The sequence below is a fragment of the Cryobacterium sp. N22 genome (assembly GCF_002929555.1).
Taxonomy (GTDB): Bacteria; Actinomycetota; Actinomycetes; order Actinomycetales; family Microbacteriaceae; genus Cryobacterium.
On record NZ_PJJP01000036.1, the window covers coordinates 170660 to 196291 of the forward strand.

A 25632-nucleotide genomic window follows, 5' to 3' on the forward strand; every position below is an offset into this window, starting at 1 on the left:
CTCGGGCACCCTCGTGCCGTGGCTACTCGTCTTGTCGTCGGGTCTTCGGGTCGTGGGCTCGGTGCTGGGGTGGTTTCCGCCAGGTGCCGGTGGGGTCGATCCAGTGCGGGGCTTTGACTTCGGGCAGGCCCAGGACCATCCGGATTTTCCAGCCGCCGGCGTCGTCGATGCCGTGGTGGTGGCGCCAGCACAGCAGCACCCCGTTCGAGACGTTCGTGGGGCCGCCGTGCTGCCACGGCACCACATGGTGCACCTCGGTCCACTGTGGTGGGCAGGTGCAGCCCGGGATGATGCAGCCGCCGTCGCGGGCGGTGATCGCCTTGCGTTGCATCGGGGTGAAGCAACGGACCTTGTCGCCCAGGGCGAGGACGGCGCCGGTGCCGCCGAAGAAGACCGGCCGGAAGCCGCCGTTGTCGACCATCTGGTTGATGGTGCGCATCGAGATGGGCCCCTCGACGCCGTCGATCCAACCGACCCCGACGCCGGCCTGCAGGTCGGCCGCGTTCACGTGCACCATCACCGTGGGTGGCATGCCGCCCATGGTCGGGGTGCGGGGGTCTTGGGCGACCTGCACGAGGATGCCGCGGAGGATGTCGGCGCGTTTCTGGCCGCCGTCGCGTTCGTCGAGGATCTCGCCGGGCACCAGTTCGCCGGCCTCGATGCGCTGCTGTTCCTCTGCGGACGGAAACGCGGGTGCGCTGCGCGCGGACAGGAAGGAGTCGAACAGGGTCTGCATGATGCCCTTGAGCTCCGGCGTCACGCCACCGCGCAGCGGGTGCAGCCCCTGGGCCAGCTTGCCAAACGAGAAGGTGGACTTCGCCTCAAAAACCGCATCGTTCGGGGCGGCCCCGTCGGGATTCAGCACCGCCTGCCACGTCGCGGCCATCTCCCGGATCCGGTCCGCCGGGAAGGTGAACCCGGCCGAAGCGCCGAGGCGAGCGATCGGGCCGGTGCAGACCGGATCGGTGCCGGTGTCGGTATCGCCGGGGCCGGGGGTCCGGCCGAAGACGGATCCGGTCGCCGATTCCACCAGGGCGGCCTCCCCGCCATCGACCTGGGTCTGGTTCGCGTCGAAACGGCCGTGCACCTTGTAGTCGGCCAGGCCCGTCACGATGGCCTCGGCCGCGTCGATACCGATCTCGCCAGCGGTCAACGCCGCGGCCACGAAGGGGAACTCCGGCTCCCGCACTATGCCGCCCAACATCCGCGGGGCCACCTTCTCACCCAGGACCAGCCGCCGTTTCATCTCCCAGACCGACGTGCCGGTCAGCCGGCTCAGCAGATCGGTCTGGTGCGAGGTGCCCAACCGCCACGCCAACGACTCGGTGCCCAGCGCGGACCGGGACCGGTAACCGACCACGGTCGCGGTGGCCACCCGGGCGGCATCCACCGGCCGGCCGGTCCGCTCCACCATCTGGGTCAGCGCGACCACCTCCGGGTCGCTCAACGCATTCACGTCGATGGAATCCATCACCGCACGCACTAGGCGCGCCGCGTCGTCCAGCGCCTGCAGTTTCTCGCCGAAGACCCCGGTATGAGCACGCTGCACCCCGGGCAGCTCGGCCGGATCCCGCCACTCGGGCTTCGGCTTGGACGGGCGGCGACCGGCCGGGCCGGTGCCGTTGCCGATGCCGCGACCGGACTCCGTATCAGTGGCGCCAACTAGGCTGGCGGCATTCGAGCCGGAAGCATCCGAGTGGGCGGCATCTATGCCGGACGCATCCGGCGCCGGAGCGGCCAAGGCGGTGTTCCAGTCGTGAAGATTCGAACCGGCGGGAGAGGTTCCCGTCGGTGCGGTGGAGCCACTATCCAGCTCGTCGTCCATAGCCCCATTCTCTCACGAATCGAAGATTTATGCGAGGGAATCTCAACATTTAACGAGTCAACATCGTAGTTTTTTGCACGCTGGAGAAGACGGCTCGCGGGGTCTCGACAGGCTCGACCAACGAGATTGATGCGTTCTCGACGTCGGCTCACGGGGCTCGGCCAACGAGATTGGGACGTTCTTGAGGGCGGCTCGCGGGGTCTCGACAAGCTCGACCAGCGGAGATGGGCGCGTTCTCGAAGTCGGCTCACGGGGTCTCGACAGGCTCGACCAACGAGATTGGTGCGTTCTTGAGGGCGGCTCACGGGGTCTCGACAGGCTCGACCAACGAGATTGATGCGTTCTCGAAAGTCGACTCGCGGGGTCTCAACAGGCTCGACCAACGGGATGGGCGCGTTCCTGGAAACGGCTCGCGGGGTCTCGACAAGCTCGACCAACGAGATTGGTGCGTTCTCGAAGTCAGTTCTCCCGGTCTCGACCGGCGCTCAGACCCCGCGCGCAGGACCGCCGCGCTAGAGCTTCTTGCCGGGGTTGAGGATCGAGTGCGGGTCGAACGCCGCCTTCACCCGCAGCTGCAGGTCGCGCAGCACCGGGCCGAGCTCGTCATCGAGGTGTGCCCGCTTGAGCACACCGATGCCGTGCTCCCCCGACGCCGACCCGCCCAGCGAGATGGCCAGGTCGATCACCCTGGCGAACGCCGCGTGCGCCTTGTCGATCTCGGCGGGCACCGCGGGGTCGTAGCCGATCACCGGATGCAGGTTGCCGTCGCCGATGTGGCCGCCGGTGCTGATCGGCACGTCGAGTTCCCTGGAGATCTCGGCCAGGCCCCGCAACAGGGCGCCCAGCTCGGAACGTGGCACCGTGATGTCCTCGTTCAGGCAGCCGCCGCGCACCGCCTGCACGGCCGGGTGCAGCAGACGCCGTGCGCTCATCAGCCGCTCGAGCGACTCGGCGTCATGCGCGATGGTGACCTCGCCGGCTCCGGCGGCTCGCAGCACCTCGGCGTAGGCCTCGACGTCGTCGTGGGCCTGGCCGATCTGGTCCGACTGCACGAGCAGCAACGCGCCGGCCCCGGCGGGCAGGGTCGAGGCCGGATCGAAGGCATTGATCGCGGCGATGCAGGAACCGTCGAGGAACTCGACGACACTCGGCCTGCGGTCGCCGGCGACGATGGTGTTGGCGGCCGCCAACGCATCCGCGGTGTTGGCGAAGGTCGCCGCGACACCGGAGGGGGCACCGGGCTTGGGCAGCAGGCCCACGGTGATCTCGGTGATGATGCCCAGGGTGCCTTCCGAACCCACCAGCAACGCGGTGAGGTTGTAGCCGGCGACACCCTTGATGGTGCGTTGGCCGGTGCGCACGATCGACCCGTCGGCGAGCACCACCGTGAGCTGGCGCACGAAGTTACCGGTGACGCCGTACTTGACACAGAGCATCCCGCCGGCGTTGGTGGCCACGTTGCCGCCGATGGTCGAGGCGCGCCACGAGCCGGGGTCCGGCGGGTAGAACAGGTCGACGGCCTCGGCCGCACGGGCGAGCGCGATGGTGCGCACGCCGGCCTGCACCGTGGCGGTCTGGTTCGCGGCATCGACGACCAGGATCTTCTTGAGCCGGGTGGTGCTCAGCACGATGGCGCCGTCGATCGCGTTGGCCCCGCCGGCCAGTCCGGTGCGGGCTCCCTGCGGCACGATCGGGATGCGGTGGGCGGCCGCGATGGTGACCACGGCGGCCACCTCCTCGGTGCTGGCCGGAAACACCACGGCGAGCGGCTCGCCGCTCAGGGTGCCCTCGGACTGGTCGCGCCGGTTGCTCTCGGTGTGGGGGCCCGTCACGATCTGCGCGCTGGAGAGCACGGCGGAAAGCTCGGTGACAACTGTGGACGCGACGTCGATCATGGTCATGGATACCTCTGCTGGATACGCACCGTCGACCGGTGCCTCATCGACGCGCCCACTCGTCAGACCGCGCCCGGGCCACAATTCTATGCAGGTGATTTCACGGTGACCTGCTCTTTGGCAAGGTCGGCAGCGCAATTTTCTGCCCTGCCCCCGCTTTGCATATCTCACCCTCGCCCCGGGCGCTAGGGGCCTTGTGCGGGCATCGGGCACGGGTCACACCCCGAGCTCCGCGCGCAGCGCCCAGGCATTCCGCACCGCGTTGCCGTCGCCGTCGTTGTTGAAGTAGGCGAACACCTCCCGCCCCTGTGCCGACCACTCGCGGATGCGGCCGGCCCACCACCGCAGGTCGGCGTCGGAATACGACCCGGCATAGAGGGAGTCGTGCGCGGGCCCGTGCAGCCGGAGATAGACGAACGGCGCGGTGGCGCGCAGCACGCAGGGCAGCCCCGCCCCGCTCATCACGCAGTAGGCGGCTCCGTGCCGCTCCAGCAGGGCGAAGACCCCGTCGTCGAGCCAGCTTTCGTGCCGAAACTCCACCGCCACCCGGATCCACCACGGAAGGGCACCGAGGAAGTAGTCCAGGCGCGCATCGTCGCGGGCCTGGCCGGGTCCCAGCTGAACAAGAAGCACTCCGCGCCGGTCGCCCAGCTCGTGCCAGCCCGCGCCGATCCGGTCTGCCCAGAGCTCCGGCGCATAGAGCTTCTTCGCGTGGGTCAGCCCCCGGGGAGCCTTCACCGACATCAGAAACCCCGGTGGCAACCGGCGGTACCAGCTCGCAAACACGGTCGTCCGGGGCCACCGGTAGAAGCTCGCATTGAGCTCGACAGAGTCGAACGCGGCCACATAGGAAGCCAGCCGCTTGGCCGCGGGCAGGCCGGCGGGATAGAGCACGTTCTCCCAATGGTCGTAGCTCCAGCCCGAGGTGCCGATGTGAATCATCGGTCTGGTCCTAACACCGGGTCGGTAGTATTTCAAGTCACCGGACGTGCGACACGACCAGCACGCATACGAAGCGGGGTGGCACGAATTTCAGAGGATGCTCGAGACTCGTCTCGCCCACGCCTCCCACCGGCGCGGTGGGCGACGGGCAACCGTGCCCGGATGATCGTGGCCGCCGTCGCCCTCGTGCTGCTGTTGCTGATCGCCCTGGTCGTGCGGGCGGTCTCCCTGTCAACGGCCCAGGGCGAATACGATGCCGCGGCTGCCGCCTTCCAGCACGAACAGGCCGCGGCCGTGCGAACCGTCACCGCTGGCGAGAGCGCCCTCGATGACGCCATCGCCACCCTGACCGCGAGCGAGGGCAAGGTCTTCGCCGAGCAGCCCCGCCTCGCGCTGGCCGACGCCATCGACACCGCGACCACGAGCCTGAGCGCGGCCGCCCGGGAGCTCACGGCAGCGGAGAGCACCGCGGCGTCCTCGGCGGCGCCGACCTCCCTCTTCGAGATGGGTGCCGGCGTGCGCGAGCACGCCCGCGTCCTCGCCGCGTTCGACTTCGGCGCCGCGACCGGCGTCGACGGCGTCGCCGAGGACCTCGCCGCCCCGGTGGCGGCCGTCACCGCGGCCATGGCCGAGTGGCAGGCGGAGCAGGACCGGATCCTGCGCGAGCGGTACTCCAACAACGTGCACGCCACGGGCTGGACCGCAGAGCTCGACCAGTGCACCGGTTCCGTGGACGTGACCGCCCACTACCAGGACGTGCCGACCATCGCCGAGCACTGGTCCTGCGGCGGCAAGGACTTTCCGGACGACGCCGGAACCGTGATCACCCTCACCGGTGTGCACGCCGGCACCTACAGGGTGGACGGCATCGTGGTCATGCTCAACGCCGACAGGCACAGCACCGCCGACATTCCCCGTGGCTACGACCTGCTCTACCAGACCTGCCAGAACGGGCAATCGGCGACCATGTCGTTCACGGCGCTGACCAGGATCGCCTGACCCGCTCGTTACAGGACGCCGCCCTGCGGGAGCAGGTCGGTGGCGACCATGTCGATGCTGCGTTCCCACAGCGCCGTCGCGAGGCCGGCATCCGTGGCCTGGCGGTTCGTGGAGTGCACCCGGCGCTTCTCGTAGTACTCGCCCGACTGCCAGTCGACCCCGGCGGCCGTGCTCGCCAGCCAGATCAGGGTGTCCGCGCCCTTCTCCGGCGTGATGAGCATGCGCTTGAGGGCGGTCTGGTAGACCAGCCGCATGATGCTTGTGGAGCCTGTGGAGAAGCTCGTGGCCACCACACCCGGGTGGAACGCCGCCGTGACCAGGCCCCGTGAACCGTAGCGCCGGTGCAGTTCGCGGGTGAAGAGGATGTTCGCGAGCTTCGCGTCGCCGTAGGCGTTGTTGGGCGAGTACTTGCGGTCGTTCTCGAGGTCGTCGAGGTCGAGGTGGCCGAACCGGTTGGCGGTGCTGGAGGTGTTGATCACCGACGCCCGGCTGGAGAGCAGACGATCCATCAGCAGGGTGGTGAGCAGGAACGGAGCCAGGTGGTTCACCTGGAAGGTCTTCTCGTGGCCGTCGACGGTGATCTCGCGGTTGCCCATGATGCCGCCGGCGTTGTTCGCGAGCACGTCGATCCGCGGGTAGCGCTGCAGGAGTTCGGCGGCGAGGGTGCGCACCTCGGCGAGCCGGCCGAAGTCGGCGATGAAGTGGTCTGCACCGAGTTCGGCGGCGATCGCCTCGGTCTTCTGCGGCGAGCGCCCGACGATGACGATGCGCTCACCGGTCGCGGCCAACGCTCGCGCGGCTGCCGCACCGATGCCGTCGCTGGCGCCGGTGATCACAATGGTTCGGTCGGTCATCAGGTGCTCTTCCACTCGTTTCGGGGCGAGGCATCAGCGACTCACGATCCCTGAACTCTACTGCGGGCGGCCGGGAGGCCTCCGGCGAGCCGCCGCCGACGCGTGTTGAGGTTATTGATGCATTTATCAGCCCGGTTTCTCGATACGATGGGGGAATGCAGTTATCACCAGGCTCCCGCACGGTGGGCTCCTCAGCCGTGGAGCGTGCGTACACCCACGTGGCCGATGCCATCATCTCCGGCGAGCTCGCGGCGAGCGCCCTCATCACCGAGGGCGATGTCGCCGTGTCCCTCGGACTCAGCCGCACCCCGGTGCGGGAGGCCTTTCTCGCGCTGGAGTCGGCCGGCCTGCTCAGGCTCTTCCCCAAGAAGGGCGCCATCGTCACCGCGGTCGACGACACCGAGACCGCCGAACTCCTGCAGGTGCGCATCCTGCTCGAGACGAAGGCCGTGCAGCTCCTCGGCGAGCGCCCCGCCCAGATCGATGCCGTCGAGGCCGAGTTGCGTGCCCTGATCCAGGCGCAGTCGGATGCCGCGGCCGCGGGAGACCTCCTGGCCTACGCCCGTGCCGATCACCGCTTCCACTCGCGGATCGTCGACGAGACGCACAACAGTGTCATCGACGAGATCTACTCCCGCCTCGGCCCCCGGCTCGAACGCCTGGTGCACAGGGTGGCCGCGCGCGACCCCGACAGCATCGACAGGCTCATCGCCGAGCACCGCCTCCTGGCCGAGCACCTGCGGGTGGGCGACACCGCCGCCTACGACCAGGCGCTCCGTGCCCACCTGGAATCCGGCCACCGCCTGCCCCGGATGCTCTAGCCGAACAGAAAGCACCATGACCATCCGCCGTACTCCCCGCGCCACTCCCCCGTGGCACCTCGCCGCACCCGCCCTGTTCGTCATGGCCTGGGGCGGCAACCACTTCACCCCGCTGCTGCACATGTACGAGACCCTCGGCCACTACTCCACGGTGACCGCGGACCTGTTCCTCGGCTTCTACGTCGTCGGCCTGGTTCCCGGCCTGCTGCTGGCCGGTGCCCTCTCCGACCGCCACGGCCGCAAGCCCCTCGTGGTCGCCGGGGTCCTCGCCGGCATCGTGGCGAGCATCCTGCTGGGGCTCGGGTTCTCCAGCGAGGTCGTCATCTGCCTGGGCCGGTTCCTCGCCGGCCTGAGCGTCGGCGTGGCGATGTCGGTCGGCACCGCGTGGATCAAGGAACTCTCCAGCGCCCCGTTCGACCTCGTCGCCCGGCCCACCGCCGGCGCCCGGCGCCCCGCCCTCACCTTGACCGTCGGCTTCGGCCTGGGCGCCGGGGTGTCCGGCGTGCTGGCCCAGTGGGGCCCGCTGCCCACACTGCTCCCCTACGCCGTGCACATAGTGCTGAGCATGCTGATCCTGCCCCGTCTGCTGCGCACACCGGAGACCGTGCCGCGCAGCCGGGCGCACTCCTCCCTGTGGCTCGACCTGCAGGTGCCGCTGGCCGGCCACCGCCGGTTCCTGAGGGTGGTGCTGCCGACCGCCCCGTGGGTGTTCGGTGCCGCGGGCATCGCCTACGCCATGATGCCCAAGCTCGTGGAGTCGCAGCTCGGCGAGCTCAACCTGGCCTTCGCCACCCTCCTGACCGTGGTCACCCTGGGCACCGGAGCCCTGGTGCAACCCCAGGTCTCCAGGCTCAACTCCATCACAAACGGCCGGGCCATCCTGGTGGGCATGGGACTCATGCTCACGGGCATCCTCAGCGCCGTCGGCACGGCCGTCACGCTCTCCCCGGTGCTGGCACTGATCACGGGCGTCCTGCTGGGCGCCGCCTACGGCATCACGGTGGTCGCGGGCCTCGTCGAGATCCAACGGATCTCCACCCCCACCGACCTGGCCGGCATCACCGGCGTGTACTACAGCCTCACCTACGTGGGCTTCCTACTCCCCGTGCTCTTCGCCAGCCTGACCGAGTTCGCGAGCTACCCGCTGATGCTCTCGCTGCTGGCCGCGGCCTGCGCCGGCTGCCTGGCGCTGACCGCGGTGGGTCTCCGCCGCGCCTGAGCCCGCCGTCGGCATCCGGCGTCAGGGGGTCGGGCGGGCGGCCTCGCCGCGCTTGTCCTTCGCCTCACGCAGGAACACCAGCGGCAGCAGGAGCGTGGCCAGGGCCGTGATAAGCCAGACCACCAGCGCGGCCAGGATCCAGGTCTGCCAACCCTCGATGGTGAGTCCGCCGGGAAACAGCGAGGCGATCCACAGCGCCACGAACGTCGACAGCAGGCCGATGCCGCCCAGGAACGCCGGCGCTCCTCGCGCCACGACCTTGGCGAGGAACGGCGAGAGCACGCTCTGGGTCACGGCGAACACCACGACCGCGGTCACGAATCCGCTCGGCGTCACGGTGAGGTCGGACAGCACCAGCGACGCCACCCACAGACCCAGGGCCGCCGAGAGCAGAAAGACCAGCGCGCGCAACAGGATGCGAATCATGCCGCGATGGTAGCGCCGCCGCGGGTCCCCGTCATCCCCACCGCGCTCTCCCCCTCGTGGCCGGTCAGCGCGGTCCCCCGCCGCCGCCGCCCATCGTGCCGGTGGCGGCCACCCCGGCCGTGGCGCTGCTGGTGTTGGCGGCCGAGGCATAGTCCCCGTCGCTGTAGACACCCGCGGCCATCTGGCCTGACGCCGTTCCGCCCACGTAGACGCTGTAGCTCTCGCCGTCGACCACCTCATCTGACGAGAACACCACGGACTGGAAGTCCTTGATCGACTCGAAGGCGACCACCACGTCGCCGGCGCTGTTCACCAGCTGCACGGTGGTGCCGGCGGCCTGCACCGAATCGAGCGAGACCGCCACGAACGACTGCGCCGACCCGGCGTCGGGCGACACGGCCATCCCGGCACTGCCCGCGGCCAGCAGGGTGCCGCCGGTCACGGTGAAGGCGCCGTTCACGTCGAGGGCGCCGTTGCCGCTGTTGGTCGGCCCGTTGACGACGAGGATGCCGCCGCTCATGGTCGCCGACCCGTTGGAGTCGAAGCCGTCTCCGTCGGCGTCGATCGTGGTGGTGCCGCCGGTGAGGGTGATGGTCTCCCCGCCGTCGGCGTCCATGCCGCCGCCACCACCGCCTGGAGCGGGAGCCTCGGCGGTATCGGTGGTGGTGCTGCTGCCGCTGGACGCATTGATGCCGTCGTCGCTGGCGGTGATCGAGACCGTGCCGCCGCCGATGCTGATGGTCGTGCTCTCCAGACCCTCATACGAGGTCGTGATGGTGGTGACGCCGCCGATGACGTCCAGCGCCGTGTCGGCGTGCACGCCGTCGTCGCCGGCCGCGAGGGTCACCGTGCCGGAGGCGATCCGCACGGTGCCGTCCGAGTGCAGGGCGTCATCCGCCGCGTCGACGGTGAGCGTGCCGCCGTCGATCACGGTGACCACACCAGACTTGACGCCCTTCGCCGAGGTGTCCTCCGAGACGGTCGCCGTGTGGCCGCCGCCGGATTCGACGGTGACGTCGGCCCCGGCGAACACCACGTCGGTGACCGCCTGCAGGCCATCGCCGACGGCGGTCACGTCGACGGTGCCGCCGGTGAGGGCGAGGTAGCCCCGGGTGACGTCCTCTTCGTTGTCGGCCTTGAGGCCGTCGCCGCCGGCGGTCACGGTGACGGTGCCACCGTCGACCACCAGGTAGTCCTTGCCGCGGATGCCGTCGTCCACCGCGGTCACCGTGACGGTGCCCGCGTTGATGATCAGGCCATCCGTGCTCGTGATGCCGTCGTTGCCGTTGCCGGTCACGTCGAGCGACCCGCTGCCCGTGATGGTGAGGTCGGCCGCGCTGTAGAGCGCCGCGTTCGCGTCGGCATCCTCGCCGTAGGTGTCGGTGTCGGCCAAGGAATTCTTGGAGCCGTCGGCGAGCACGATCATCGCTTCGTCGGCCTCGGTCACCACGAGGGCCGCACCTGTGGAGTTGGCGATCTCGACGCCGTTGAGGATCAGGCGCACGGTGCCCTCCCCTGAGGAGGCGACGACGATCTGGCCGTCGTCCAGGGTGCCGCTGAGTTCGTAGGTGCCGGCCGCGGTGATAGTCACGGTGCTGCCGGCGATGGTCACGGCGCCGTTGTCGGCCGACGCGCTCTCGCCGTCCAGTGCGATCTGCACGACGACGGCGGCGTCCCACTCGTAGTCGTCGGCGTCGTCGTGGGTCTCCTGGTTGGCGGCCAGCACCTCGGCGGCTGTGGTCGACTCGTCGATGGCGACCGCGGCGGTGCCGGCGGAGGTGGTGTCCGTCGAGTCCGTGGTCGAGGCGACGGCTGTGCAGCCGGTCAACAGGGCCGCGGTAACGAGGAACGGCAGCACGCGGGCGGCGGGGGTCTGGGGCGAATTCTTCATGGCGTCGTTCCAATCGGTGGGGTCAGTCAAAAACAAGGCAGGCGCTGGCGCCTAGCGGAAGTACCGGCGCAACACCGGTGCCCACTTGTTGTCGGGCAGGTCGCTGCGCAATGCGGCCATGCCGGTGCCGTACTTCGAGACGGTGGCCGGGCGATGGCCGTTGGCCCAGAGAATCCGGTCGACGGCGGATGCCCGGGAGCCGGATTTGGTCTCCACGATCGCCAGCCCCGGCCGGTCGAGCCGGCGCTGCGGAGCGTTCGCCCGGCGCTCCGTCGACCAGGACAGGCCGGTGTCGATCGTGGCCCGGCTGCTCGATTCCGGCAGGAACAGGGTCGTGCGCCGGTATCGGGTCGTGAGGGTCGGCACGAGGTCCTGCCCCTCGGCGCCGGTGATGTCGGCCTCGCCGAGCACGGCGTCGGTGTACCTTCGGCCCTCGCTGGTGAGCGTGGCCCTGTCGTCGATCGCATACGGCAGGCGGTCCTTGACCGTCGCTCCCCGGCCGCCGCGGGTCTTCACCTCGAGGTAGCTCTGGGCGGAGTCGACGTAGGTGCGGGTGCGGATCTTGAAGCGGCGCCGGCGCGGATGCGCCGCCATCAGGAAGCTGGTGAGCTCCGGGGTGTCGAAGTACACCGACTCGTAGGCGCTGGAGCGCACCCCGTCGATGTCGAGCACCCGCACACCGGGGTCCAGGCCCGCCAGCACCGCGTCCAGCTCCGAGCGGGGCAGTACGTACTTACGGTCGATGCGGGTGAGCAGGCCGGCCCGTTCGGTGAGCTCGGCCAGCCCGATGGTGTCCAGGCCCGCGAGCGGCACGTCCAGCACCACGCCGGTCGGCACGGCGCTCATCGGCCCGTGCCCTGCAGAACCGGCACCAGAGTGGGAGCCAGGGTGCGCGCCGCGCCCACCTGGTAGCGCACGTCGACGAGGGTGGTGTCGTTCACCAGGTCGAGGCTGCGCACGTACACACCGTGCACCCGGGCGCCGAGCAGCCCTTCGAGGTGCACGATGAGGTCGGACTCGTCGGCGAACGCGGCATCCAGCACCACGCTCTGCTGCCGGTAGCTGCGGAACAGGCGGGGGTTGTCGCCGACGTAGACCACGGCGAGGATCAGGGCCATCAGCAGCACGGTGAGCACAGTGGGTTCGGCGCTGAGGCCGGCGAGCAGCCCCATGGCCAGCGCCGCGAAGTAGTAGGCAACCTCGTGCTGCTCGATCTCGCTCGAGCGCAGCCGGATGATCGACAGCACCCCGAACAGACCGAGACCGAGGCCGACGCCGACGGTGCTGGACGCGAGCACCTGCGCCACGGCCAGCACCCCGACGTTGACAATGAGGTACGCGACAACGAGGTCACGGCGTCGGTGACGCGGAAAATACAGCCCGAACGTGAGCAGGCTGATGAAGAGCAGATCGATCAGGATGATCGCGGCCTGCAGCATGGTGTCCTCCAAATGAACAGTCGGTAACGCAACGATGTTCATCTAGCCGGACGCCCCTATGAGTCGGCTATGCCTCGGTTATGCCTCGGTTATGAGCCGCCTCCGAGTCGGTCAGCCGGCGTCCCTGGCGGCCTGCAGGGCACTGATGTCGAGCTTGCTCATGGCCAACATGGCCTCCATGACACGGGCGGCCGCGGCCGGATCGGGGTCTGCCAACAGGGTGCCGAGCACCGGCGGCACGACCTGCCAGCTGAGGCCGAAGCGGTCCGTCAGCCAGCCGCACGGGCCGGGAGTCCCCCCGTCGCCGGTGAGCAGGTCCCAGAACCTGTCGATGTCGTCCTGGGCAGGCGCGGTGACCGAGAGCGAGACGGCGTCGGTGAACGGATGCCCAGGGCCCCCGTTGAGAGCCTGGAAGTCGAGCCCGTCGAGCCTGAAGTTCACCACCAGGGCGGTACCGGCGGGCATCGGGCCGCCCTCGCCGTAGCGGGACACGTTCAGGACCTCGGAATTGGGGAAGACGGACACATAGAACAACGCCGCCTCCTCGGCCCTGTCATCGAACCAGAGGCACGGGGTGATCGGTTGCATGGTGGACTCCTTCGTTGGGGTGGGGCTCATGAGGGCAATCTCCGACGATTGTGCACCCGGGCCGGCGATCGCACGAAGAGTCGTCCGGATCGGGTCGGCCCGATCTCGCAATGTCAGACCCCGAGGGGTAAACTTCGAACATATGTTCTATCTGTTGAGGTGATGTGCCATGAGTCTGATTAACGAAACCGTCGCGGTCTGGGTCTCGCCGGAGGGTTCTCCGGTTCGTCTGGTCTGGCGTGCCCGCCGGTTCAGGGTGACCGACACCCCCACGCCGTTGACGGCGTCGGTGTCGCTGCCCGACGAGCTGCTGCACTTCCTCACCCACCCGCCCAAACCGGTGGCCGCGTGGCGCTGCCAGGGCACCGCAGAGGACGGCACCTCGCTCGTCTTCGACATCCAGCACGACGACGGCGGCGGCCGCTGGCAGCTGCTACGCGCCTACGATTGACGGTCCATTCCGCAGGCCGGAATGCGGCGCTAGGCTCCCACCGACAAGGGAGGCACCGTGAGCGAGAACGAGGGCGACACCAGCCAGGAACACGAGAAGAACAGCCGGTGGCAGGCGCGAATCACCTTCCTGCGCAGCCGGGCGGCGGTGGCCCGTGCCGAGGTGTCCGCGATCGAGGCCATGCATCGTGATCCCGACGTTCTCGAGGACCTGCTGGCCAACGCCTCCCCCGATGAGGTGGCGATGGCCGAGGCCGTCGAGCACCGGATCAGCGAGCGCGTGATCGCGGCCCGGCAGGTCGCCGACGCCGCAGAGGCCGACTACGAACGCGCCGTGCTCGACGGTGCCCAGTTGCGCGGCGACGAGGACAGCGAATAGCACCCAACGCCCGGCCTCACATCGTCACCCGGGCGGACGTGGGCCATACGCCGGCCGCTCCCGCCACCTCGGCCTCCTTGATACGGTGCACGGTCTTCAGGAACGAATCCGGGTTGAGCGAGATCGAGTCGATGCCCTCGCCCACCAGGAATTCGGCGAAATCGGGGTGGTTGCTCGGCGCCTGGCCGCAGATACCGATCTTGATACCGGCCGCGTGCGCCTTGTCGATGGCCTCGCTGATCATCCGGGTCACCGCCTCGTTGCGCTCGTCGAAGAGCGCCGCCAGGTCGCCGGAGTCCCGGTCGACGCCGAGCACCAGCTGGGTGAGGTCGTTGGAGCCGATCGAGAAACCGTCGAACCTGGTGGCGAACTGCTCGGCCAGAATCACGTTGGCCGGGATCTCGCACATCATGTACACCTGCAGCCCGTTCTCACCGCGCACCAGACCGTTCTCGGCCATCGCCGCGAGCACCCTGTCGGCCTCGGTGGTGGTGCGGCAGAACGGCACCATCACGATCACGTTGCTGAAGCCGATCCGCTCGCGCACGCGCTTGAGCGCCCGGCATTCCAGGGCGAAACCCTCGGCGTACTTGGGGTCGTAGTACCTGGATGCCCCGCGGAAGCCGAGCATCGGGTTCTCCTCGGCCTGCTCGAAGACGTCGCCGCCGATCAGGTGCGCGTACTCGTTGGACTTGAAGTCGCTCAGCCGCACGATCACCGGGTGCGGGTAGTACGGCGCCCCGAGCTTGGCGATGCCCAGAGCCAGGGTGTTCACGAAGTACTCGCCGAGGTCGTCGTAGCCGCGGGTGAGCTCGCTGATCTGGCGCTGCACGGCCGGGTCGGTGACCCGCTCCGGATGCACCAGCGCCATCGGGTGGATCTTAATGAGGTTGTTGATGATGAACTCCATCCGCGCCAGCCCCACCCCGGCGGTGGGCAGCCGCCACCATTCGAAGGCCGCGGCCGGGCTGGCGATGTTGACCATCACCTGGGTGCGGGTGATCGGCACGGCGCCCAGGTCGATCTGTTCGGTCTCGGCGGCCAGGATGCCGGCATAGACGAATCCTTCGTCGCCCTCGGCGCAGGAGATGGTGATGGGCGCATCCTCGGTGAGTACCTCGGTGGCGTTGCGGGTGCCGACCACCGCGGGCACGCCGAGTTCGCGGCTGACGATGGCGGCGTGGCTGGTGGGGCCGCCGTGATCGGTGATGATGCCGGCCGCCCGGGTCATGATGGGCACCCAGTCCGGGTCGGTCATCTCGGTGACCAGGATGGCGCCGTCGCGGAAATTCTCGATGTCGGCGGGGTCCCTGATCACGCAGGCCGTCCCCGTGGCGATGCTGTCGCCGATGGCCACACCGGAGACCAGGAGCGGTCCGCTTTCGGTGAGGCGGCTCACCGAGAACCGGGTCAGGCTCTTCTGCGAGTGCACGGTCTCCGGTCGCGCCTGCACCAGGAACAGCTCATCGGTGAGGCCGTCCTTGGCCCATTCCATGTCCATCGCCCGGCCGTAGTGGTGCTCCACGATGGCCGCCCAGCGCCCGAGCTGCACGATCTCGGCGTTGCCGAGCACAAACGCCCGGCGTTCCCGCTCCGGGGTGTCGATCACCCGGGTGCGCGCGCTGCCGCCCTCCGCGTAGGTCATCTTGCGATCCTTCCGGCCCAGGGTCTTCTCGATGATGGGCTCGTAGTCTTCTTCGCCCAGCAGCGCCTTGAAGACCAGGTATTTGTCGGGGTCGACGGCGCCCTGCACGACGGTTTCACCCAGGCCCCACGCCGCGCTGATCACGGCAGCCCCCGGAAAGCCGGTGTCGGTGTCGATGGAGAACATCACGCCGGAACCGGCGAGGTCGCTGCGCACCATCCGCTGCACCCCGATCGACAGGGCCACGTCGAGGTGGTCGAACTTCTTCACCTCGCGGTAGCTGATGGCCCGGTCGGTGAACAGCGACGCGTAGCAGCGCCGGCAGGCCTCGAGCAGGTCGCGTTCGCCGCTGACGTTGAGGAAGGTCTCCTGCTGGCCGGCGAAGCTGGCGTCTGGCAGGTCTTCGGCGGTGGCGCTGCTGCGCACGGCGACGGGCAGGTTGGTCACCTCGGCGTCCCTGCACAGGGTGCGGTAGAACACGCGGATGTCGTCGGCGATGGCCGCGGGGAACTCGCCGGCCAGGAACGCCTCCCGCAGGTTCTGGCCGGTTTCGCGGAGCGACGCGGCACCGGAGTGGTAGCGGTCGAGTTGCTCGCGGATCACGGGTTCCAGAGAGTTGGCCTCGATGAATGCGCGGTAGGCATCCGCGGTGGTGGCGAAGCCGTTGGGCACCCGCACGCCGCGGGCCGAGAGCGAGCGCACCATCTCGCCCAGGGAGGCGTTCTTGCCGCCGACCTGCGGGATGTCCGTCAGGTCGATCGAATTGAACCAGACCACTTCACGCCCGCGCATGATTCCTCCTGACCGTGGAACGCCGTACACCTGCAGCCGCAACGTACTGCTCTCCATCAGATGCGGCTAGGAGTGCGACGCCGACCGATCGACTAGCGTCGGAGGATGACCCCGTCGCTCTCCCTGCGTCCCGTCCGTGACACGGATTCCGCCCAGCTGCTCGCCCTCAACAGCGCGGCCGTACCCGCCGTCAACGACCTCGACGCCGACGACCTGACGGCGCTGATCGCCGCGAGCCACAGCGCGATCGCCGTGGTGGCGGATGCCGAGCCGGATACTGTGCTCGGCTTCGCGATCCTGTTCGCGGCCGGCGCCGACTACGCCAGCGAGAATTACCGGTATTTCTCCGGCCGTGCCCGCACCTTTCTTTATGTGGACCGCATCGTGGTGGCGGCCGGCCACCGCGGCGGCGGCCTCGGCGCCCGGCTGTACTCGGCTGTCTTCGACGCCGCGCGTGCCCTGCCCACCGATGTGGTGTTCTGCGAGGTCAACCTGCGGCCGGCCAACCCCGAGTCGCTGGCCTTCCACGACAGGCTGGGCTTCACCGAGATCGGGCAGCAGGCCACCAAGAACGACACCGTCGTCGTGTCGCTGCTGAGCGCATCCGTCACGAAGGTTCGTTCGGCGTCTGGGCGGTAGCGGGTCCGGCTACGCTGAACCACATGAAGCACGCCAGCGCCGGCACCGGCATCGACCTCACCCCGGCCCTCGACGGCTGGGTGGGCGAGCAGCGCTGGTTTGCCGGCAAGGCGCACAGCCCGGTGCTGCGGAGCATCGGGCAGTGGGCGCTGCCGACCGACGAGGCGGGGGTGCGCATCGCCTGCCACCTGGTGCTCGACACGGCCAGCAGGTTCTCCACGCTCTACCAGCTGCCCGTGACCGAGCGCACGGAGCCATTGCCGGACGCGTCGGCGCTCATCGGCCAGACGCGCGGGACCGACGGACTCCCCCGCTATCTCTACGACGCCCCGCACGACCCCGCCTACGCCGCGGCGCTGCTCGGGTTCATCGCCACCGGCGGGTCGACTTCAGCCGACGACCCGGCCGGCGTCGCCGCGCGCGGGGAGCTGCTGCGGGTGCACCAGGCGTCGGGCGGTGGGCTCGTCGACGGGCCGGCCGACCTCAGCCGTCACACCGTCACGGCCAGTCGGGTGCTCAGTGGCGAGCAGTCCAACACCTCGATCATCCTCGACATCGCCGACGAGGTCGGCCGGCCCGGCCGCCCGGTCATCGTCAAGGTGTTCAGGGTGATCGCCGCCGGTTCGAACCCGGATGTCTCGGTGCAGTCTGCCCTCGCCGGCGCCGGGTCCAAGTTTGTTCCCCAGCCGATCGGCGCGGTCTCCGGCGAGTGGACAACCCCGCTCTCGCCGACGCGCCACAGCGGCCACCTTGTGTTCGCCCAGGAATTCCTGCCCGGGGTCGAAGACGCCTGGCGGGTGGCCCTGGACGCCGCCGCGACCGGTACCGACTTCAGTGCGCCGGCGCACGCCCTGGGCGTCGCGACGGCCGCCGTGCACCGGGATCTCGACCGGGTGTTTCCTACAGTGGCGTCCACCCCCGACGTGATCAACCAGTTGTGCCTGACGATGCGGGAACGCTACCGCCTGGCCGCACGGGAGGTGCCGGAGCTGGCCGCGCACCGTGAGGCCATCGAGGCCGTTTTCGCCAGGGCGCAGGCGGCGACCTGGCCGCACCTGCAGCGCATCCACGGCGACTACCACCTCGGCCAGGTGCTCGATGTGCCCGGTCGCGGCTGGGTGCTGATCGATTTCGAGGGCGAGCCGCTGCGCCCGCTCGCCGAACGTTCGCTGCCGGACATCCCGCTGCGCGATGTGGCCGGCATGCTCCGCTCGTTCGACTACGTCGGCGCGACCATCGCCATGCGGGACCCCTCGGCAGGGCCCGCCGCGATCGAGTGGGCCACGACCGCCCGGGCGGCCTTCCTGCTGGGCTACCACCAGGAGGGCAGCACCGCACTGGACGGCCAGGAGCCCCTCCTTGCCGCGTTCGAACTCGACAAGGCCATCTACGAGAGCATTTACGAGAGCCGTAACCGGCCGTCCTGGCTGCCGATCCCGCTGCGGGCGGTGCGACGTCTGGCCGAACAGGCGGGGTCTGACACCCCCGCGCCACGCCACGCTGCGCGGGATCGTTCCGCTCACGCATCCGCCGCGCAGGCCCACCACAACGGCTAACGGTCGCCTTCCTGCACCTCGGTGAACAGGGCTCCCTGGGCCGCGGCCGAGCCGGCGCTGCCGCCACCCCTGCCCCTGAGCACGTAGGCGACGCCGACCGCAACGACCGCTCCCGCCACGGGGCCGGCCAGATACACCCAGTAGTCGGTGAAATCCCAGGCGACCAGGTCGGGGCCGAAGGTACGAGCCGGGTTCATCGACGTTCCGGAAATCGGGCTGCCCCAGAGACCGGCAAGCGCGATGTAGGCGCCAACACCGAACGCGCCGAACAGTCCGACGTTCTGCGCCCCTGAGGCCGTGCCGAGGATCACGCTCACGAGCCCGAGTGTCAACACGGCTTCCATCCAGAACGCTGCCCACGCCGAGTAGTCCCCATCGGGGTAGTTCGATCCGTAGCTGGCGGACACCCCGATCACGGCGGTGAGGAAGAGGCCGGCGAGGGTAGCCCCGATCAATTGCACGACGATGTAACCGGGCACCCGCCGCCAGGGAAAGTCGCCGCGCAGGGCGAAGGCGATACTGACCGCCGGGTTGAGGTGGGCGCCGGAGACCCTGCCCATGAACAGGATGACGCCGAGCACCATGAGCCCCGGCGCGGTGACCGCGGCGGTCCGGCTGATCACCCCGGGGAAAGCCTGGCTCATCATGCCGCCGCCCGCGGCCACGAGCACCAGGAGGAAGGTGCCGTACAGCTCGGAGAACAGTCGCCGCCATTCCTGACGCGGATCGGAGAAATTCCGGATCCGGTCGAGGACGGCCTGGGGGACGACTTCGGTCGGCTGACTCATCTGGGCTCCCGTCGCAGGGCAGGGTGGCGCTCTACGGGGAACATACCCGCCGAACGCCCGCACCGCTGGGCCGGCCAGGGCTACGAGCGCTTCTTCAGCTCCGGGAACTGGTCATCGCGCCACTCGTCGGCCAACCGCACGTGCGCGGCCGCGGCCTCGTTCTCCCGCGCCCGCAGCTCCACCCGCCGGATCTTGCCCGAGTTGGTCTTGGGCAGCTCGAAGAACTCCACCCGACGCACCCGCATGTATGGCGGCAGGCCGTTGCGGGCGTGCCGCAGCACAGCCAGGGCCGTCTCGGCATCCGGCGCCCAGCCCGCCGCCAGGGCCACATAGGCCTTGGCGATGTTCAGCCGGGTGTCATCGGGGGCTGGCACGACGGCGGCCTCCATCACGGCTGGGTGCTCGATCAGCACGCTCTCCACCTCGAACGGCGAGACCTTGTAGTCGGAGGACTTGAAGATGTCGTCGGTGCGGCCGATGAAGGTGAGATAGCCGTTCTCGCCGCGGATGGCGACGTCGCCGGTGTGGAAGTAGCCGTCGCGCAGCACCTCGGTGCTGCGCGTGGTGTCGCCGTGGTAGCCGGACATCAGGTTCACCGCGGGTGAGCTGAGGTCCAGGCAGATCTCGCCCTCCTCGGTGAGCGCTCCGGTGACCGGGTCGACGAGCACCACGGCCACGCCGGGCAGCGGCAGCCCCATCGAACCGGCTAACAAGACCGACCCGGGCACGTTGCCCACGATCGCGGTGGTCTCGGTCTGGCCGTAGCCGTCCCGGATGGTCAGGCCCCAGGCCCGCTGAATCTGATTGATGACCTCGGGGTTGAGCGGTTCGCCCGCCGAAAGGATCTCGCGGAGGCTGTCCGGCTTGGCGCCGACATCCGCCTGGATCAGCATGCGCCACACCGTCGGCGGCGCACAGAAGGTGCTCACGGCGGCGCGGTGCAACTGGTGCGCCAGTGCGGCGGGGTTGAACCTCGAGTAGTTGTAGATGAACACCGTGGCCTCGGCGATCCACGGCGAGAAGAAACAGCTCCAGGCGTGCTTGCCCCAACCGGGCGAGCTGATGGCCAGGTGCACGTCATCTGGGCGGAGGCCCAGCCAGTACATCGTGGTGAGATGGCCGACCGGGTACGAGGTCTGGCTGTGCACCACCATCTTGGGCTTGCTCGTGGTGCCGGAGGTGAAGTAGATCAGCGACGGGTCGGTCGACGACACGGCCACGTCGACCTTGCCGGCCGCGGCCCGGTGGGAGTCGGCGTAGCCGGTCCAGCCGGCGGTCGGCTCGCCGACGCAGATGCGGGAGAAGTCCCCGGGCACGCCGGCGAACTTGGCGGTGTCCTCGGCGTTGGCGATCACGTGCTGCACGCCGGCGCGCAGCACCCTGTCGGCCAGGTCGGAGGTGCCGAGCACCGTGGAGGTGGGCAGGATGACCGCGCCGACCTTGAGGATGGCGAGCATGGTCTCCCAGAGCTCCACCTGGTTGCCGAGCATGAGCATGACGTGGTCGCCCTTGGCGACGCCGTGCTGCACGAGCCAGGTGGCGACCTGGTCGGAGCGGATGACCATGGCGTCGAAGCTGACCTTCAGTTCGCGGCCGTCTTCCTCGACGATCCACAGGGCGGTCTTGTCGTTGCCGGTGGCGATCACGTCGAACCAGTCGGTGGCCCAGTTGAAGCTGTCGCCGACGTCCGGCCAGACGAAGGCGGCGGAGGCGCCACGGTGGTCGCTGCGCAGTTCGAGGAGCTGGTCACGGGCGCGGCGGAAGTTGGTCGTACTCGGGCGCTCAGTCATGGTTCCATCTTCCTCACCCGTGGATGCCTCCAGTGGCATGGACGCCCAGCCGACTGAGAATATGTGCAGCGAGGGTGTGCAGCAGCGGCGAAGCGGGCCAGACTGCGGGCATGTCAGTCGCAACAGCCGTCTCCCCCATGCTCGCCAGGGCCGTCGACACGGTTCCTGAACCGGACAGCGTGCCCGGCGGGCTCAGTTACGAGCCCAAGTGGGACGGCTTCCGCAGCATCGTCACCTTCGACGGCACCAGCAGCAGCATCGCCAGCCGCGGATCCAAAATGCTCACCCGGTACTTTCCCGAACTCACCTACGCGTTCGAAGATCTGCTGCCGGAGGCCTGCGTCCTCGACGGCGAGATCGTGCTGCGCACCGGAGAACCCGGCAGCGAACACCTCTCCTGGGAGCAGCTGTCACAGCGCATCCACCCGGCGGCCAGCCGGGTGCGCCGGCTCGCCGACGAGACTCCGGCCACCTTCGTCGCGTTCGACCTGCTCTCCCGTGGCGGTCACAGCCTGCTGGACACCCCGTTCGTCGAACGCCGGGCGGCCCTCGAAGACCTGGTCGGCGCCCTGGGCGACCCGATCCACCTCACCCGCACCACGCGCGACGTGGCCCTGGCCCGCCGGTGGCTGGTGGAGTTCGAGGGTGCGGGGCTGGACGGCATCGTCGCCAAGCCGCTCGCGGCCGTGTATGCGCCGGGCAAACGGTCGATGTTCAAGGTGAAGCACCACAGGTCGGCGGATGTCGTGCTGCTGGGCTACCGCGTTCACGTGAGCGGCAGCGGCGTGGGATCGCTGTTGCTCGGCCTCTACGACGACGACGGTGAATTGCAGAGCGTCGGCGGGGCATCCGCGTTCAGCGACGCCTGGCGGCTGCGGCTGATCGACGAGCTGGAACCGCTGGTGCTGCACGACGAGGAGGGCGCCGTGGTCACCGGGGAGACCGAGCGCAACCGGTTCTCGGCGAACAAGGACACCTCCTATGTGCGGTTGCAGCCCAGCCGGGTGCTCGAGGTGCGGTACGACCACATGGAGGGTGAGCGGTTTCGGCACACCGTGCAGTTCGAGCGCTGGCGTCCGGACCGGGACGCCCGGTCGTGCACCTTCGACCAGCTGGAACGGCCGATCGCCTACGACCTCGGCGACGTGCTGGACTAACCGGCCGGATGACGGGGTGTGACGTAACGTCGGGTCGCATTCCACCGGGCCGCCGGCGGCGTGCCTAGGGTTGCATCACCTCGAGAGAACGGGCCGGGACGATCGCAGCGGCAGTACCAGTGCCGCTGATTCGTCGTGCCTGCGCGCCACCTCGAGCATCCGCTGCCGACCACGATTGGACCTCTGATGACCGACACCGCGCTCAGTTCCCCCGTAACCTCCGCATTCGACAACCGCTGGCCGGATGCGGCCGCCCCCACCACGCCGCAGGGCTGGCTCGACCGGGCACGGGAGGTGTCCGACATCCTCATCGTCGACGCCGTCGACCGCGACCGCGCCAACCTGTCTCCGCACGCGGAGGTACGCCTGCTCAAGGCCTCCGGCCTGGTCACCCTGCTCGGCCCCGTCGCCCACGGCGGCGGCGGGCAGACCTGGGAGACCGCCTACCAGGTGATCCGCGTCATCGCCCGCGGCGACGGCTCGATCGGGCAGCTGCTGGGCTACCACTACCTGTGGGCCTGGGCGGCCCGGCTCGTCGCCACCGACGAGCAGATCCTCGCCGTGGAGGAGCTCTACACGGCCAACAACTACCTCTTCGGCGGTGCGGTCAACCCGCGCGATTCCGACCTCACCGTGACCGAAGACGGCGACGAGCTGGTCTTCAGCGGCCGCAAGTCCTTCTCCACCGGCGGCGAGGTGGCCGACCTCACCGTGCTCGAAGGGGTGCTGGCGGGCACCGAGACCCATATCTTCGCGATCGTGCCCACCGACCAGCCCGGCATCGTCTTCGGCGGCGACTGGGACAACCTCGGCCAGCGCCTCACCGAGTCCGGCTCGGTCGAGATCCGCGACGTGCGGGTGCCCTGGGCCGCCGCCGCCGGGTTCGTCGAAAAGGTCTTCCAGCCGCTGATCTACAACACCCTCAACGTGCCGGCCATCCAGTTGGTCTTCACGAACTTCTACCTGGGCATCACCCAGGGCGCCATCGAGACGGCGTCGGCGTACACCCGCACGACCACACGGGCCTGGCCGTATGGCGGCGACAACAAGGAGCGCGCCACCGACGAGTGGTACCTGTTGGAGGGCTACGGCCAGCTGCAGTCCAAGCTCTGGGCCGACGAGGCCATCGCCGACCGGGCCGGCGCCGAGATCAGCCAGGTGCTCCATGCGCCTCGCCAGGAACTCACCGAACGCCGCCGCGGCGAGATCGCGGTGCTCATCGCGGCCGCCAAGCTGCGGGCCATCGAGGACGGCCTCGAGACCACGAGCAAGATCTACGAGCTCACCGGCGCCCGCGCGTCGGCCAACTCGGTGGGCCTGGACATCTTCTGGCGGAACCTGCGCACGCACAGCCTGCACGACCCCGCGGCCTACAAGAAGCGCGAGGTGGGCCAGTACGTGCTACTCAACGAGGTGCCCGAGCCCAGCTGGTACACCTAACCGCTCGGGTCGCCGGCTAGTCCTTGCGGCCGGCCACGAAGTAGGCGATGGGGCCGGCGTAGTTGATGGCGATTACGGCGGCCCAGACCCCCTTGGGGCCGTTGACCTTCTTTGCCGGCCGGTGCGCCAGGTCGCTCCAGGCGAGACCCGCGAGCACCAGCTGCACGACGGCCCCTGCCACGACGCCGAACTTCTGGCCCCCGTTCATCTCGCTCCACTTCCGTGATGCCATGGTTTTCTCCCATCGTCGTCGCGCGGGCACCGGAACCGGCGACGCGCATTAGTCGCATCATGCCACCGGCGCACCGCCCGCGCGACGCGCCCGAGAATCAGAGCTCCAAGTCAGGCTTATGCTGGTGATCTACTCTCGCGCGCGCAGACGCGGGCGCCCGCGCAAGAAAGCCACCATGATCGCCGATATCGAAACCCTTCCCCCTCTTGTATTCGGCGAACCGAGCGAGTTCCGCGAACTGATGGTGGCCCTGGTCATGTCGGGGGCGAAGACCGGGTCGTCCAACCTGCGGGTCGCCTACGAGATGACCGACGAGGCACTGCCCACCGTGGGCTCCCACTATGCCCTCGTCGACTCCGGCAACACCAGGGTCGCCGTGCTCGAGATCCTCGAGGTGGTCGAGACCACAGTTCGCGAGGTCACCCTCGAGCAGGCGCAGCACGAAGCGCCGACGCTCGAGCACTGGCGCACCGTGCACCGCGACTACTGGGAGACGCTGGTTCCCGCCGTCCGCAAGCACCTCGGCGAGCCCGACTGGCAGCTGACGGATGCCGAACCCGTGATCAGCAAGGTGTTCAGGGTCGTATAGCCCCGGGTCGAGTGGCGCCAGGAGAAACGGCAGAAGAAAAGGAGCCGAACCTTCGGCGCCGGGGCTGGATCTCGCCGCCGTACTGGGGCATGATCGCCAACGCCGGCCGTATCTGGATCCCGGCTCCCCGACGAGAAACGGACACGCCACCTATGCCGTACATCACCACCACCGACGGAACCGAGATCTACTACACCGAGCAGGGCACCGGCCAGCCGGTGCTGTTCAGCCACGGCTGGCCGCTGAGCTCCGATGCCTGGCAGGTCGAGCTCAAGCTGCTGGCGGACGCCGGCTACCGCGCCATCGCGCACGACCGCCGCGGCCACGGCCGCTCGTCCAAGACCTACACGGGCAATGACATGGACACCTACGCCCAGGACCTGGCCGAGCTGGTCGAGGCCCTCGACCTGCACGACCTGGTCGTTATCGGCCATTCCACGGGTGGTGGCGAAGTGGTGCGTTACGCCGCCCAGCACGGCGCCGGCCGGGTGGTCAAGGTCATCACCGCCGGAGCCGTTCCTCCGCTGATGGTCAAGACCGACAGCAACCCCGATGGCGCTCCGATCGAGGTGTTCGACGAGATCCGGGCCGGTGTCCTGGCGGATGCCTCCCAGTTCTTCCGGGACCTCACCGAGCCGTTCTTCGGCGCGAACCGCGCGGGTTCCTCGGTGTCGCAGGGCGCGAAGGACGATTTCTGGCGCCAGGGCATGCTGGTGAACCTGGCCGCGGCTTACGACTGCGTGAAGGCGTTCTCGGAGACCGACTTCACCGAGGACCTCAAGGCCCTGGATGTGCCGATCTTCATCGCCCACGGCGACGACGACCAGATCGTTCCGATCGGGGCCGCCGCGCTCAAGACTGCCGAGCTCGTCAAGCACGGCACCCTCAAGGTCTACCCGGGTGCCCCGCACGGCATCTACGGCGACTACCGGGCCGCCCTCGACGCCGACATCCTGGCCTTCATCGCCACCTAGTCCGGGTGCGCGTCAGCCGGCACGACGGGAGGCGGCGACGATGCCAGCGACCACGAGCAGGAGCCCAATGCCCACGACGGCCGTGAGCAGCCAGGTGACCAGATCGAATCCGCCCGGCACCAGCTCCCGGGCCGCCATGAAAGCCGCGAGCGCGAGCATCAGGGCGCCCCAGAAGATGGTCGCGAAGAGCGGTCGTCGTCTGGGCAGCCGGTCAGGCGTTGCGGAAACTGGATCCGGCGTGGTCTTCAGTGGCGTGGTTTCGGTGGGACTGTTCGGGTCGGTCATGGTGTTCTCCTCGCAGG

At 69.1% G+C, this 25632-nt stretch carries 25 protein-coding genes; 11 read left to right on the forward strand and 14 right to left on the reverse strand.

The genetic code is table 11. The features are described 5' to 3' along the window. Positions 1 to 22 precede the first annotated feature (22 nt). The 3 genes from CXY76_RS12265 to CXY76_RS12275 form a co-directional block, all read right to left on the reverse strand. A complete protein-coding gene (locus CXY76_RS12265) occupies positions 23 to 1825 on the reverse strand; it encodes an HNH endonuclease signature motif containing protein (protein WP_104164829.1) in 1803 nt (600 codons plus the stop codon). 512 nt (positions 1826 to 2337) lie between these two features. Beyond that, a complete protein-coding gene (locus CXY76_RS12270; RefSeq protein ID WP_199190288.1) occupies positions 2338 to 3726 on the reverse strand; it encodes an FAD-binding oxidoreductase in 1389 nt (462 codons plus the stop codon). 210 nt (positions 3727 to 3936) lie between these two features. Further along, complete coding sequence (locus tag CXY76_RS12275) at positions 3937 to 4662, reverse strand: DUF72 domain-containing protein (RefSeq protein WP_104164830.1); 726 nt, start codon at positions 4660 to 4662, stop codon at positions 3937 to 3939. Positions 4663 to 4824: 162 nt separating this feature from the next. Between CXY76_RS12275 and CXY76_RS12285 the strand changes: the two genes are divergently transcribed. Beyond that, complete coding sequence (locus CXY76_RS12285) at positions 4825 to 5661, forward strand: hypothetical protein (protein ID WP_146073446.1); 837 nt, start codon at positions 4825 to 4827, stop codon at positions 5659 to 5661. Positions 5662 to 5669: 8 nt separating this feature from the next. Here CXY76_RS12285 and CXY76_RS12290 read toward each other — a convergent pair whose 3' ends face one another. Next, on the reverse strand, positions 5670 to 6515 hold the full coding sequence (locus CXY76_RS12290; RefSeq protein ID WP_104164836.1) for an SDR family NAD(P)-dependent oxidoreductase: 846 nt from the start codon (positions 6513 to 6515) through the stop codon (positions 5670 to 5672). Positions 6516 to 6670: 155 nt separating this feature from the next. On the opposite strand from CXY76_RS12290, the gene CXY76_RS12295 reads away from it, so the two are divergent. Next, a complete protein-coding gene (locus CXY76_RS12295) occupies positions 6671 to 7336 on the forward strand; it encodes a GntR family transcriptional regulator (RefSeq protein WP_104164838.1) in 666 nt (221 codons plus the stop codon). A gap of 16 nt (positions 7337 to 7352) precedes the next feature. Further along, positions 7353 to 8555 (forward strand): MFS transporter, encoded by a 1203-nt coding sequence (locus tag CXY76_RS12300; RefSeq protein WP_104164840.1) that lies wholly within the window; start codon positions 7353 to 7355, stop codon positions 8553 to 8555. 21 nt (positions 8556 to 8576) lie between these two features. Here CXY76_RS12300 and CXY76_RS12305 read toward each other — a convergent pair whose 3' ends face one another. The 5 genes from CXY76_RS12305 to CXY76_RS12325 all read right to left on the reverse strand — a co-directional run bounded on the left by CXY76_RS12305 (position 8577) and on the right by CXY76_RS12325 (position 12929). Next, positions 8577 to 8981, reverse strand: coding sequence for a phage holin family protein (locus CXY76_RS12305; RefSeq protein ID WP_104164842.1), 405 nt, complete (start codon positions 8979 to 8981; stop codon positions 8577 to 8579). Between the two features lie 64 nt (positions 8982 to 9045). Further along, a complete protein-coding gene (locus CXY76_RS12310) occupies positions 9046 to 10872 on the reverse strand; it encodes a carbohydrate-binding domain-containing protein (protein ID WP_104164844.1) in 1827 nt (608 codons plus the stop codon). 51 nt (positions 10873 to 10923) lie between these two features. Further along, positions 10924 to 11718: a polyphosphate polymerase domain-containing protein gene (locus CXY76_RS12315; RefSeq protein WP_104164846.1), complete on the reverse strand. Its 795-nt coding sequence runs from the start codon at positions 11716 to 11718 to the stop codon at positions 10924 to 10926. Then, complete coding sequence (locus CXY76_RS12320) at positions 11715 to 12311, reverse strand: DUF4956 domain-containing protein (protein ID WP_104164848.1); 597 nt, start codon at positions 12309 to 12311, stop codon at positions 11715 to 11717. Before CXY76_RS12320 ends, CXY76_RS12315 begins: the two co-directional genes overlap by 4 nt. 111 nt (positions 12312 to 12422) lie before the next feature. Continuing rightward, positions 12423 to 12929: a VOC family protein gene (locus CXY76_RS12325; RefSeq protein WP_233199768.1), complete on the reverse strand. Its 507-nt coding sequence runs from the start codon at positions 12927 to 12929 to the stop codon at positions 12423 to 12425. A 139-nt stretch (positions 12930 to 13068) separates the two neighbouring features. Here CXY76_RS12325 and CXY76_RS12330 point away from each other — a divergent pair, with 139 nt between their 5' ends. Both CXY76_RS12330 and CXY76_RS12335 read left to right on the forward strand, forming a co-directional pair. Beyond that, the gene (locus CXY76_RS12330; RefSeq protein WP_104164852.1) at positions 13069 to 13350 is read left to right on the forward strand and encodes a hypothetical protein; all 282 of its coding nucleotides are present in this window, start codon (positions 13069 to 13071) and stop codon (positions 13348 to 13350) included. Between the two features lie 57 nt (positions 13351 to 13407). After that, positions 13408 to 13728 (forward strand): hypothetical protein, encoded by a 321-nt coding sequence (locus CXY76_RS12335; protein WP_104164854.1) that lies wholly within the window; start codon positions 13408 to 13410, stop codon positions 13726 to 13728. A 16-nt stretch (positions 13729 to 13744) separates the two neighbouring features. Here the strand turns inward: CXY76_RS12335 and ppsA are convergent, their stop codons facing one another. After that, entirely contained in the window at positions 13745 to 16165 is a 2421-nt protein-coding gene (gene ppsA, locus CXY76_RS12340; protein WP_104164856.1) for a phosphoenolpyruvate synthase, read from the reverse strand. A 105-nt stretch (positions 16166 to 16270) separates the two neighbouring features. Here ppsA and CXY76_RS12345 point away from each other — a divergent pair, with 105 nt between their 5' ends. Together CXY76_RS12345 and CXY76_RS12350 are read left to right on the forward strand one after the other, a co-directional pair. Next, positions 16271 to 16804 carry a GNAT family N-acetyltransferase gene (locus CXY76_RS12345; RefSeq protein ID WP_104164858.1) on the forward strand — a complete coding sequence of 178 codons (534 nt, stop codon included), beginning with the start codon at positions 16271 to 16273 and terminating at the stop codon, positions 16802 to 16804. A 23-nt stretch (positions 16805 to 16827) separates the two neighbouring features. Further along, positions 16828 to 18360 carry a phosphotransferase gene (locus CXY76_RS12350; protein WP_158253894.1) on the forward strand — a complete coding sequence of 511 codons (1533 nt, stop codon included), beginning with the start codon at positions 16828 to 16830 and terminating at the stop codon, positions 18358 to 18360. Here CXY76_RS12350 and CXY76_RS12355 read toward each other — a convergent pair. Then, entirely contained in the window at positions 18357 to 19148 is a 792-nt protein-coding gene (locus CXY76_RS12355) for an MIP/aquaporin family protein (RefSeq protein WP_104164860.1), read from the reverse strand. The two genes, CXY76_RS12350 and CXY76_RS12355, sit on opposite strands and share 4 nt — an antisense overlap. An 80-nt stretch (positions 19149 to 19228) precedes the next feature. Beyond that, the gene (locus tag CXY76_RS12360; protein WP_104164862.1) at positions 19229 to 20938 is read right to left on the reverse strand and encodes an AMP-binding protein; all 1710 of its coding nucleotides are present in this window, start codon (positions 20936 to 20938) and stop codon (positions 19229 to 19231) included. A 110-nt stretch (positions 20939 to 21048) separates the two neighbouring features. Between CXY76_RS12360 and CXY76_RS12365 the strand changes: the two genes are divergently transcribed. Both CXY76_RS12365 and CXY76_RS12370 read left to right on the forward strand, forming a co-directional pair. After that, complete coding sequence (locus CXY76_RS12365) at positions 21049 to 22095, forward strand: ATP-dependent DNA ligase (protein WP_104164865.1); 1047 nt, start codon at positions 21049 to 21051, stop codon at positions 22093 to 22095. A 186-nt stretch (positions 22096 to 22281) separates the two neighbouring features. After that, positions 22282 to 23535, forward strand: a complete 1254-nt coding sequence (locus CXY76_RS12370) for a monooxygenase (RefSeq protein ID WP_104164867.1) — start codon at positions 22282 to 22284, stop codon at positions 23533 to 23535. A gap of 16 nt (positions 23536 to 23551) precedes the next feature. On the opposite strand, the gene CXY76_RS12375 is transcribed toward CXY76_RS12370, so the two are convergent. Beyond that, positions 23552 to 23767 (reverse strand): PLDc N-terminal domain-containing protein, encoded by a 216-nt coding sequence (locus tag CXY76_RS12375; RefSeq protein WP_104164869.1) that lies wholly within the window; start codon positions 23765 to 23767, stop codon positions 23552 to 23554. A gap of 175 nt (positions 23768 to 23942) precedes the next feature. Here CXY76_RS12375 and CXY76_RS12380 point away from each other — a divergent pair, with 175 nt between their 5' ends. Then, positions 23943 to 24356, forward strand: coding sequence for an ASCH domain-containing protein (locus tag CXY76_RS12380; RefSeq protein WP_158253895.1), 414 nt, complete (start codon positions 23943 to 23945; stop codon positions 24354 to 24356). Positions 24357 to 24508: 152 nt separating this feature from the next. After that, a complete protein-coding gene (locus CXY76_RS12385) occupies positions 24509 to 25330 on the forward strand; it encodes an alpha/beta fold hydrolase (protein WP_104164872.1) in 822 nt (273 codons plus the stop codon). A gap of 12 nt (positions 25331 to 25342) precedes the next feature. Here CXY76_RS12385 and CXY76_RS12390 read toward each other — a convergent pair whose 3' ends face one another. After that, positions 25343 to 25615, reverse strand: a complete 273-nt coding sequence (locus CXY76_RS12390) for a hypothetical protein (protein WP_104164874.1) — start codon at positions 25613 to 25615, stop codon at positions 25343 to 25345. Positions 25616 to 25632 lie beyond the last annotated feature (17 nt).

Excerpts from the sequence above, each read along its gene's own strand:
- CXY76_RS12355 (WP_104164860.1), bottom strand. The coding sequence starts at position 19,148 with ATGAGTCAGCCGACCGAAGTCGTCCCCCAGGCCGTCCTCGACCGGATC.
- CXY76_RS12285 (WP_146073446.1), top strand. The coding sequence starts at position 4,825 with ATGATCGTGGCCGCCGTCGCCCTCGTGCTGCTGTTGCTGATCGCCCTG.
- CXY76_RS12310 (WP_104164844.1), bottom strand. The coding sequence starts at position 10,872 with ATGAAGAATTCGCCCCAGACCCCCGCCGCCCGCGTGCTGCCGTTCCTC.
- CXY76_RS12360 (WP_104164862.1), bottom strand. The coding sequence starts at position 20,938 with ATGACTGAGCGCCCGAGTACGACCAACTTCCGCCGCGCCCGTGACCAG.
- CXY76_RS12330 (WP_104164852.1), top strand. The coding sequence starts at position 13,069 with ATGAGTCTGATTAACGAAACCGTCGCGGTCTGGGTCTCGCCGGAGGGT.
- CXY76_RS12270 (WP_199190288.1), bottom strand. The coding sequence starts at position 3,726 with ATGACCATGATCGACGTCGCGTCCACAGTTGTCACCGAGCTTTCCGCC.
- CXY76_RS12320 (WP_104164848.1), bottom strand. The coding sequence starts at position 12,311 with ATGCTGCAGGCCGCGATCATCCTGATCGATCTGCTCTTCATCAGCCTG.
- CXY76_RS12370 (WP_104164867.1), top strand. The coding sequence starts at position 22,282 with ATGACCGACACCGCGCTCAGTTCCCCCGTAACCTCCGCATTCGACAAC.
- CXY76_RS12380 (WP_158253895.1), top strand. The coding sequence starts at position 23,943 with ATGATCGCCGATATCGAAACCCTTCCCCCTCTTGTATTCGGCGAACCG.
- CXY76_RS12345 (WP_104164858.1), top strand. The coding sequence starts at position 16,271 with ATGACCCCGTCGCTCTCCCTGCGTCCCGTCCGTGACACGGATTCCGCC.
- CXY76_RS12290 (WP_104164836.1), bottom strand. The coding sequence starts at position 6,515 with ATGACCGACCGAACCATTGTGATCACCGGCGCCAGCGACGGCATCGGT.
- CXY76_RS12385 (WP_104164872.1), top strand. The coding sequence starts at position 24,509 with ATGCCGTACATCACCACCACCGACGGAACCGAGATCTACTACACCGAG.
- CXY76_RS12315 (WP_104164846.1), bottom strand. The coding sequence starts at position 11,718 with ATGAGCGCCGTGCCGACCGGCGTGGTGCTGGACGTGCCGCTCGCGGGC.
- CXY76_RS12365 (WP_104164865.1), top strand. The coding sequence starts at position 21,049 with ATGTCAGTCGCAACAGCCGTCTCCCCCATGCTCGCCAGGGCCGTCGAC.
- CXY76_RS12265 (WP_104164829.1), bottom strand. The coding sequence starts at position 1,825 with ATGGACGACGAGCTGGATAGTGGCTCCACCGCACCGACGGGAACCTCT.
- CXY76_RS12300 (WP_104164840.1), top strand. The coding sequence starts at position 7,353 with ATGACCATCCGCCGTACTCCCCGCGCCACTCCCCCGTGGCACCTCGCC.
- CXY76_RS12390 (WP_104164874.1), bottom strand. The coding sequence starts at position 25,615 with ATGACCGACCCGAACAGTCCCACCGAAACCACGCCACTGAAGACCACG.
- CXY76_RS12275 (WP_104164830.1), bottom strand. The coding sequence starts at position 4,662 with ATGATTCACATCGGCACCTCGGGCTGGAGCTACGACCATTGGGAGAAC.
- CXY76_RS12325 (WP_233199768.1), bottom strand. The coding sequence starts at position 12,929 with ATGAGCCCCACCCCAACGAAGGAGTCCACCATGCAACCGATCACCCCG.
- CXY76_RS12375 (WP_104164869.1), bottom strand. The coding sequence starts at position 23,767 with ATGGCATCACGGAAGTGGAGCGAGATGAACGGGGGCCAGAAGTTCGGC.
- ppsA (WP_104164856.1), bottom strand. The coding sequence starts at position 16,165 with ATGCGCGGGCGTGAAGTGGTCTGGTTCAATTCGATCGACCTGACGGAC.
- CXY76_RS12305 (WP_104164842.1), bottom strand. The coding sequence starts at position 8,981 with ATGATTCGCATCCTGTTGCGCGCGCTGGTCTTTCTGCTCTCGGCGGCC.
- CXY76_RS12350 (WP_158253894.1), top strand. The coding sequence starts at position 16,828 with ATGAAGCACGCCAGCGCCGGCACCGGCATCGACCTCACCCCGGCCCTC.
- CXY76_RS12295 (WP_104164838.1), top strand. The coding sequence starts at position 6,671 with ATGCAGTTATCACCAGGCTCCCGCACGGTGGGCTCCTCAGCCGTGGAG.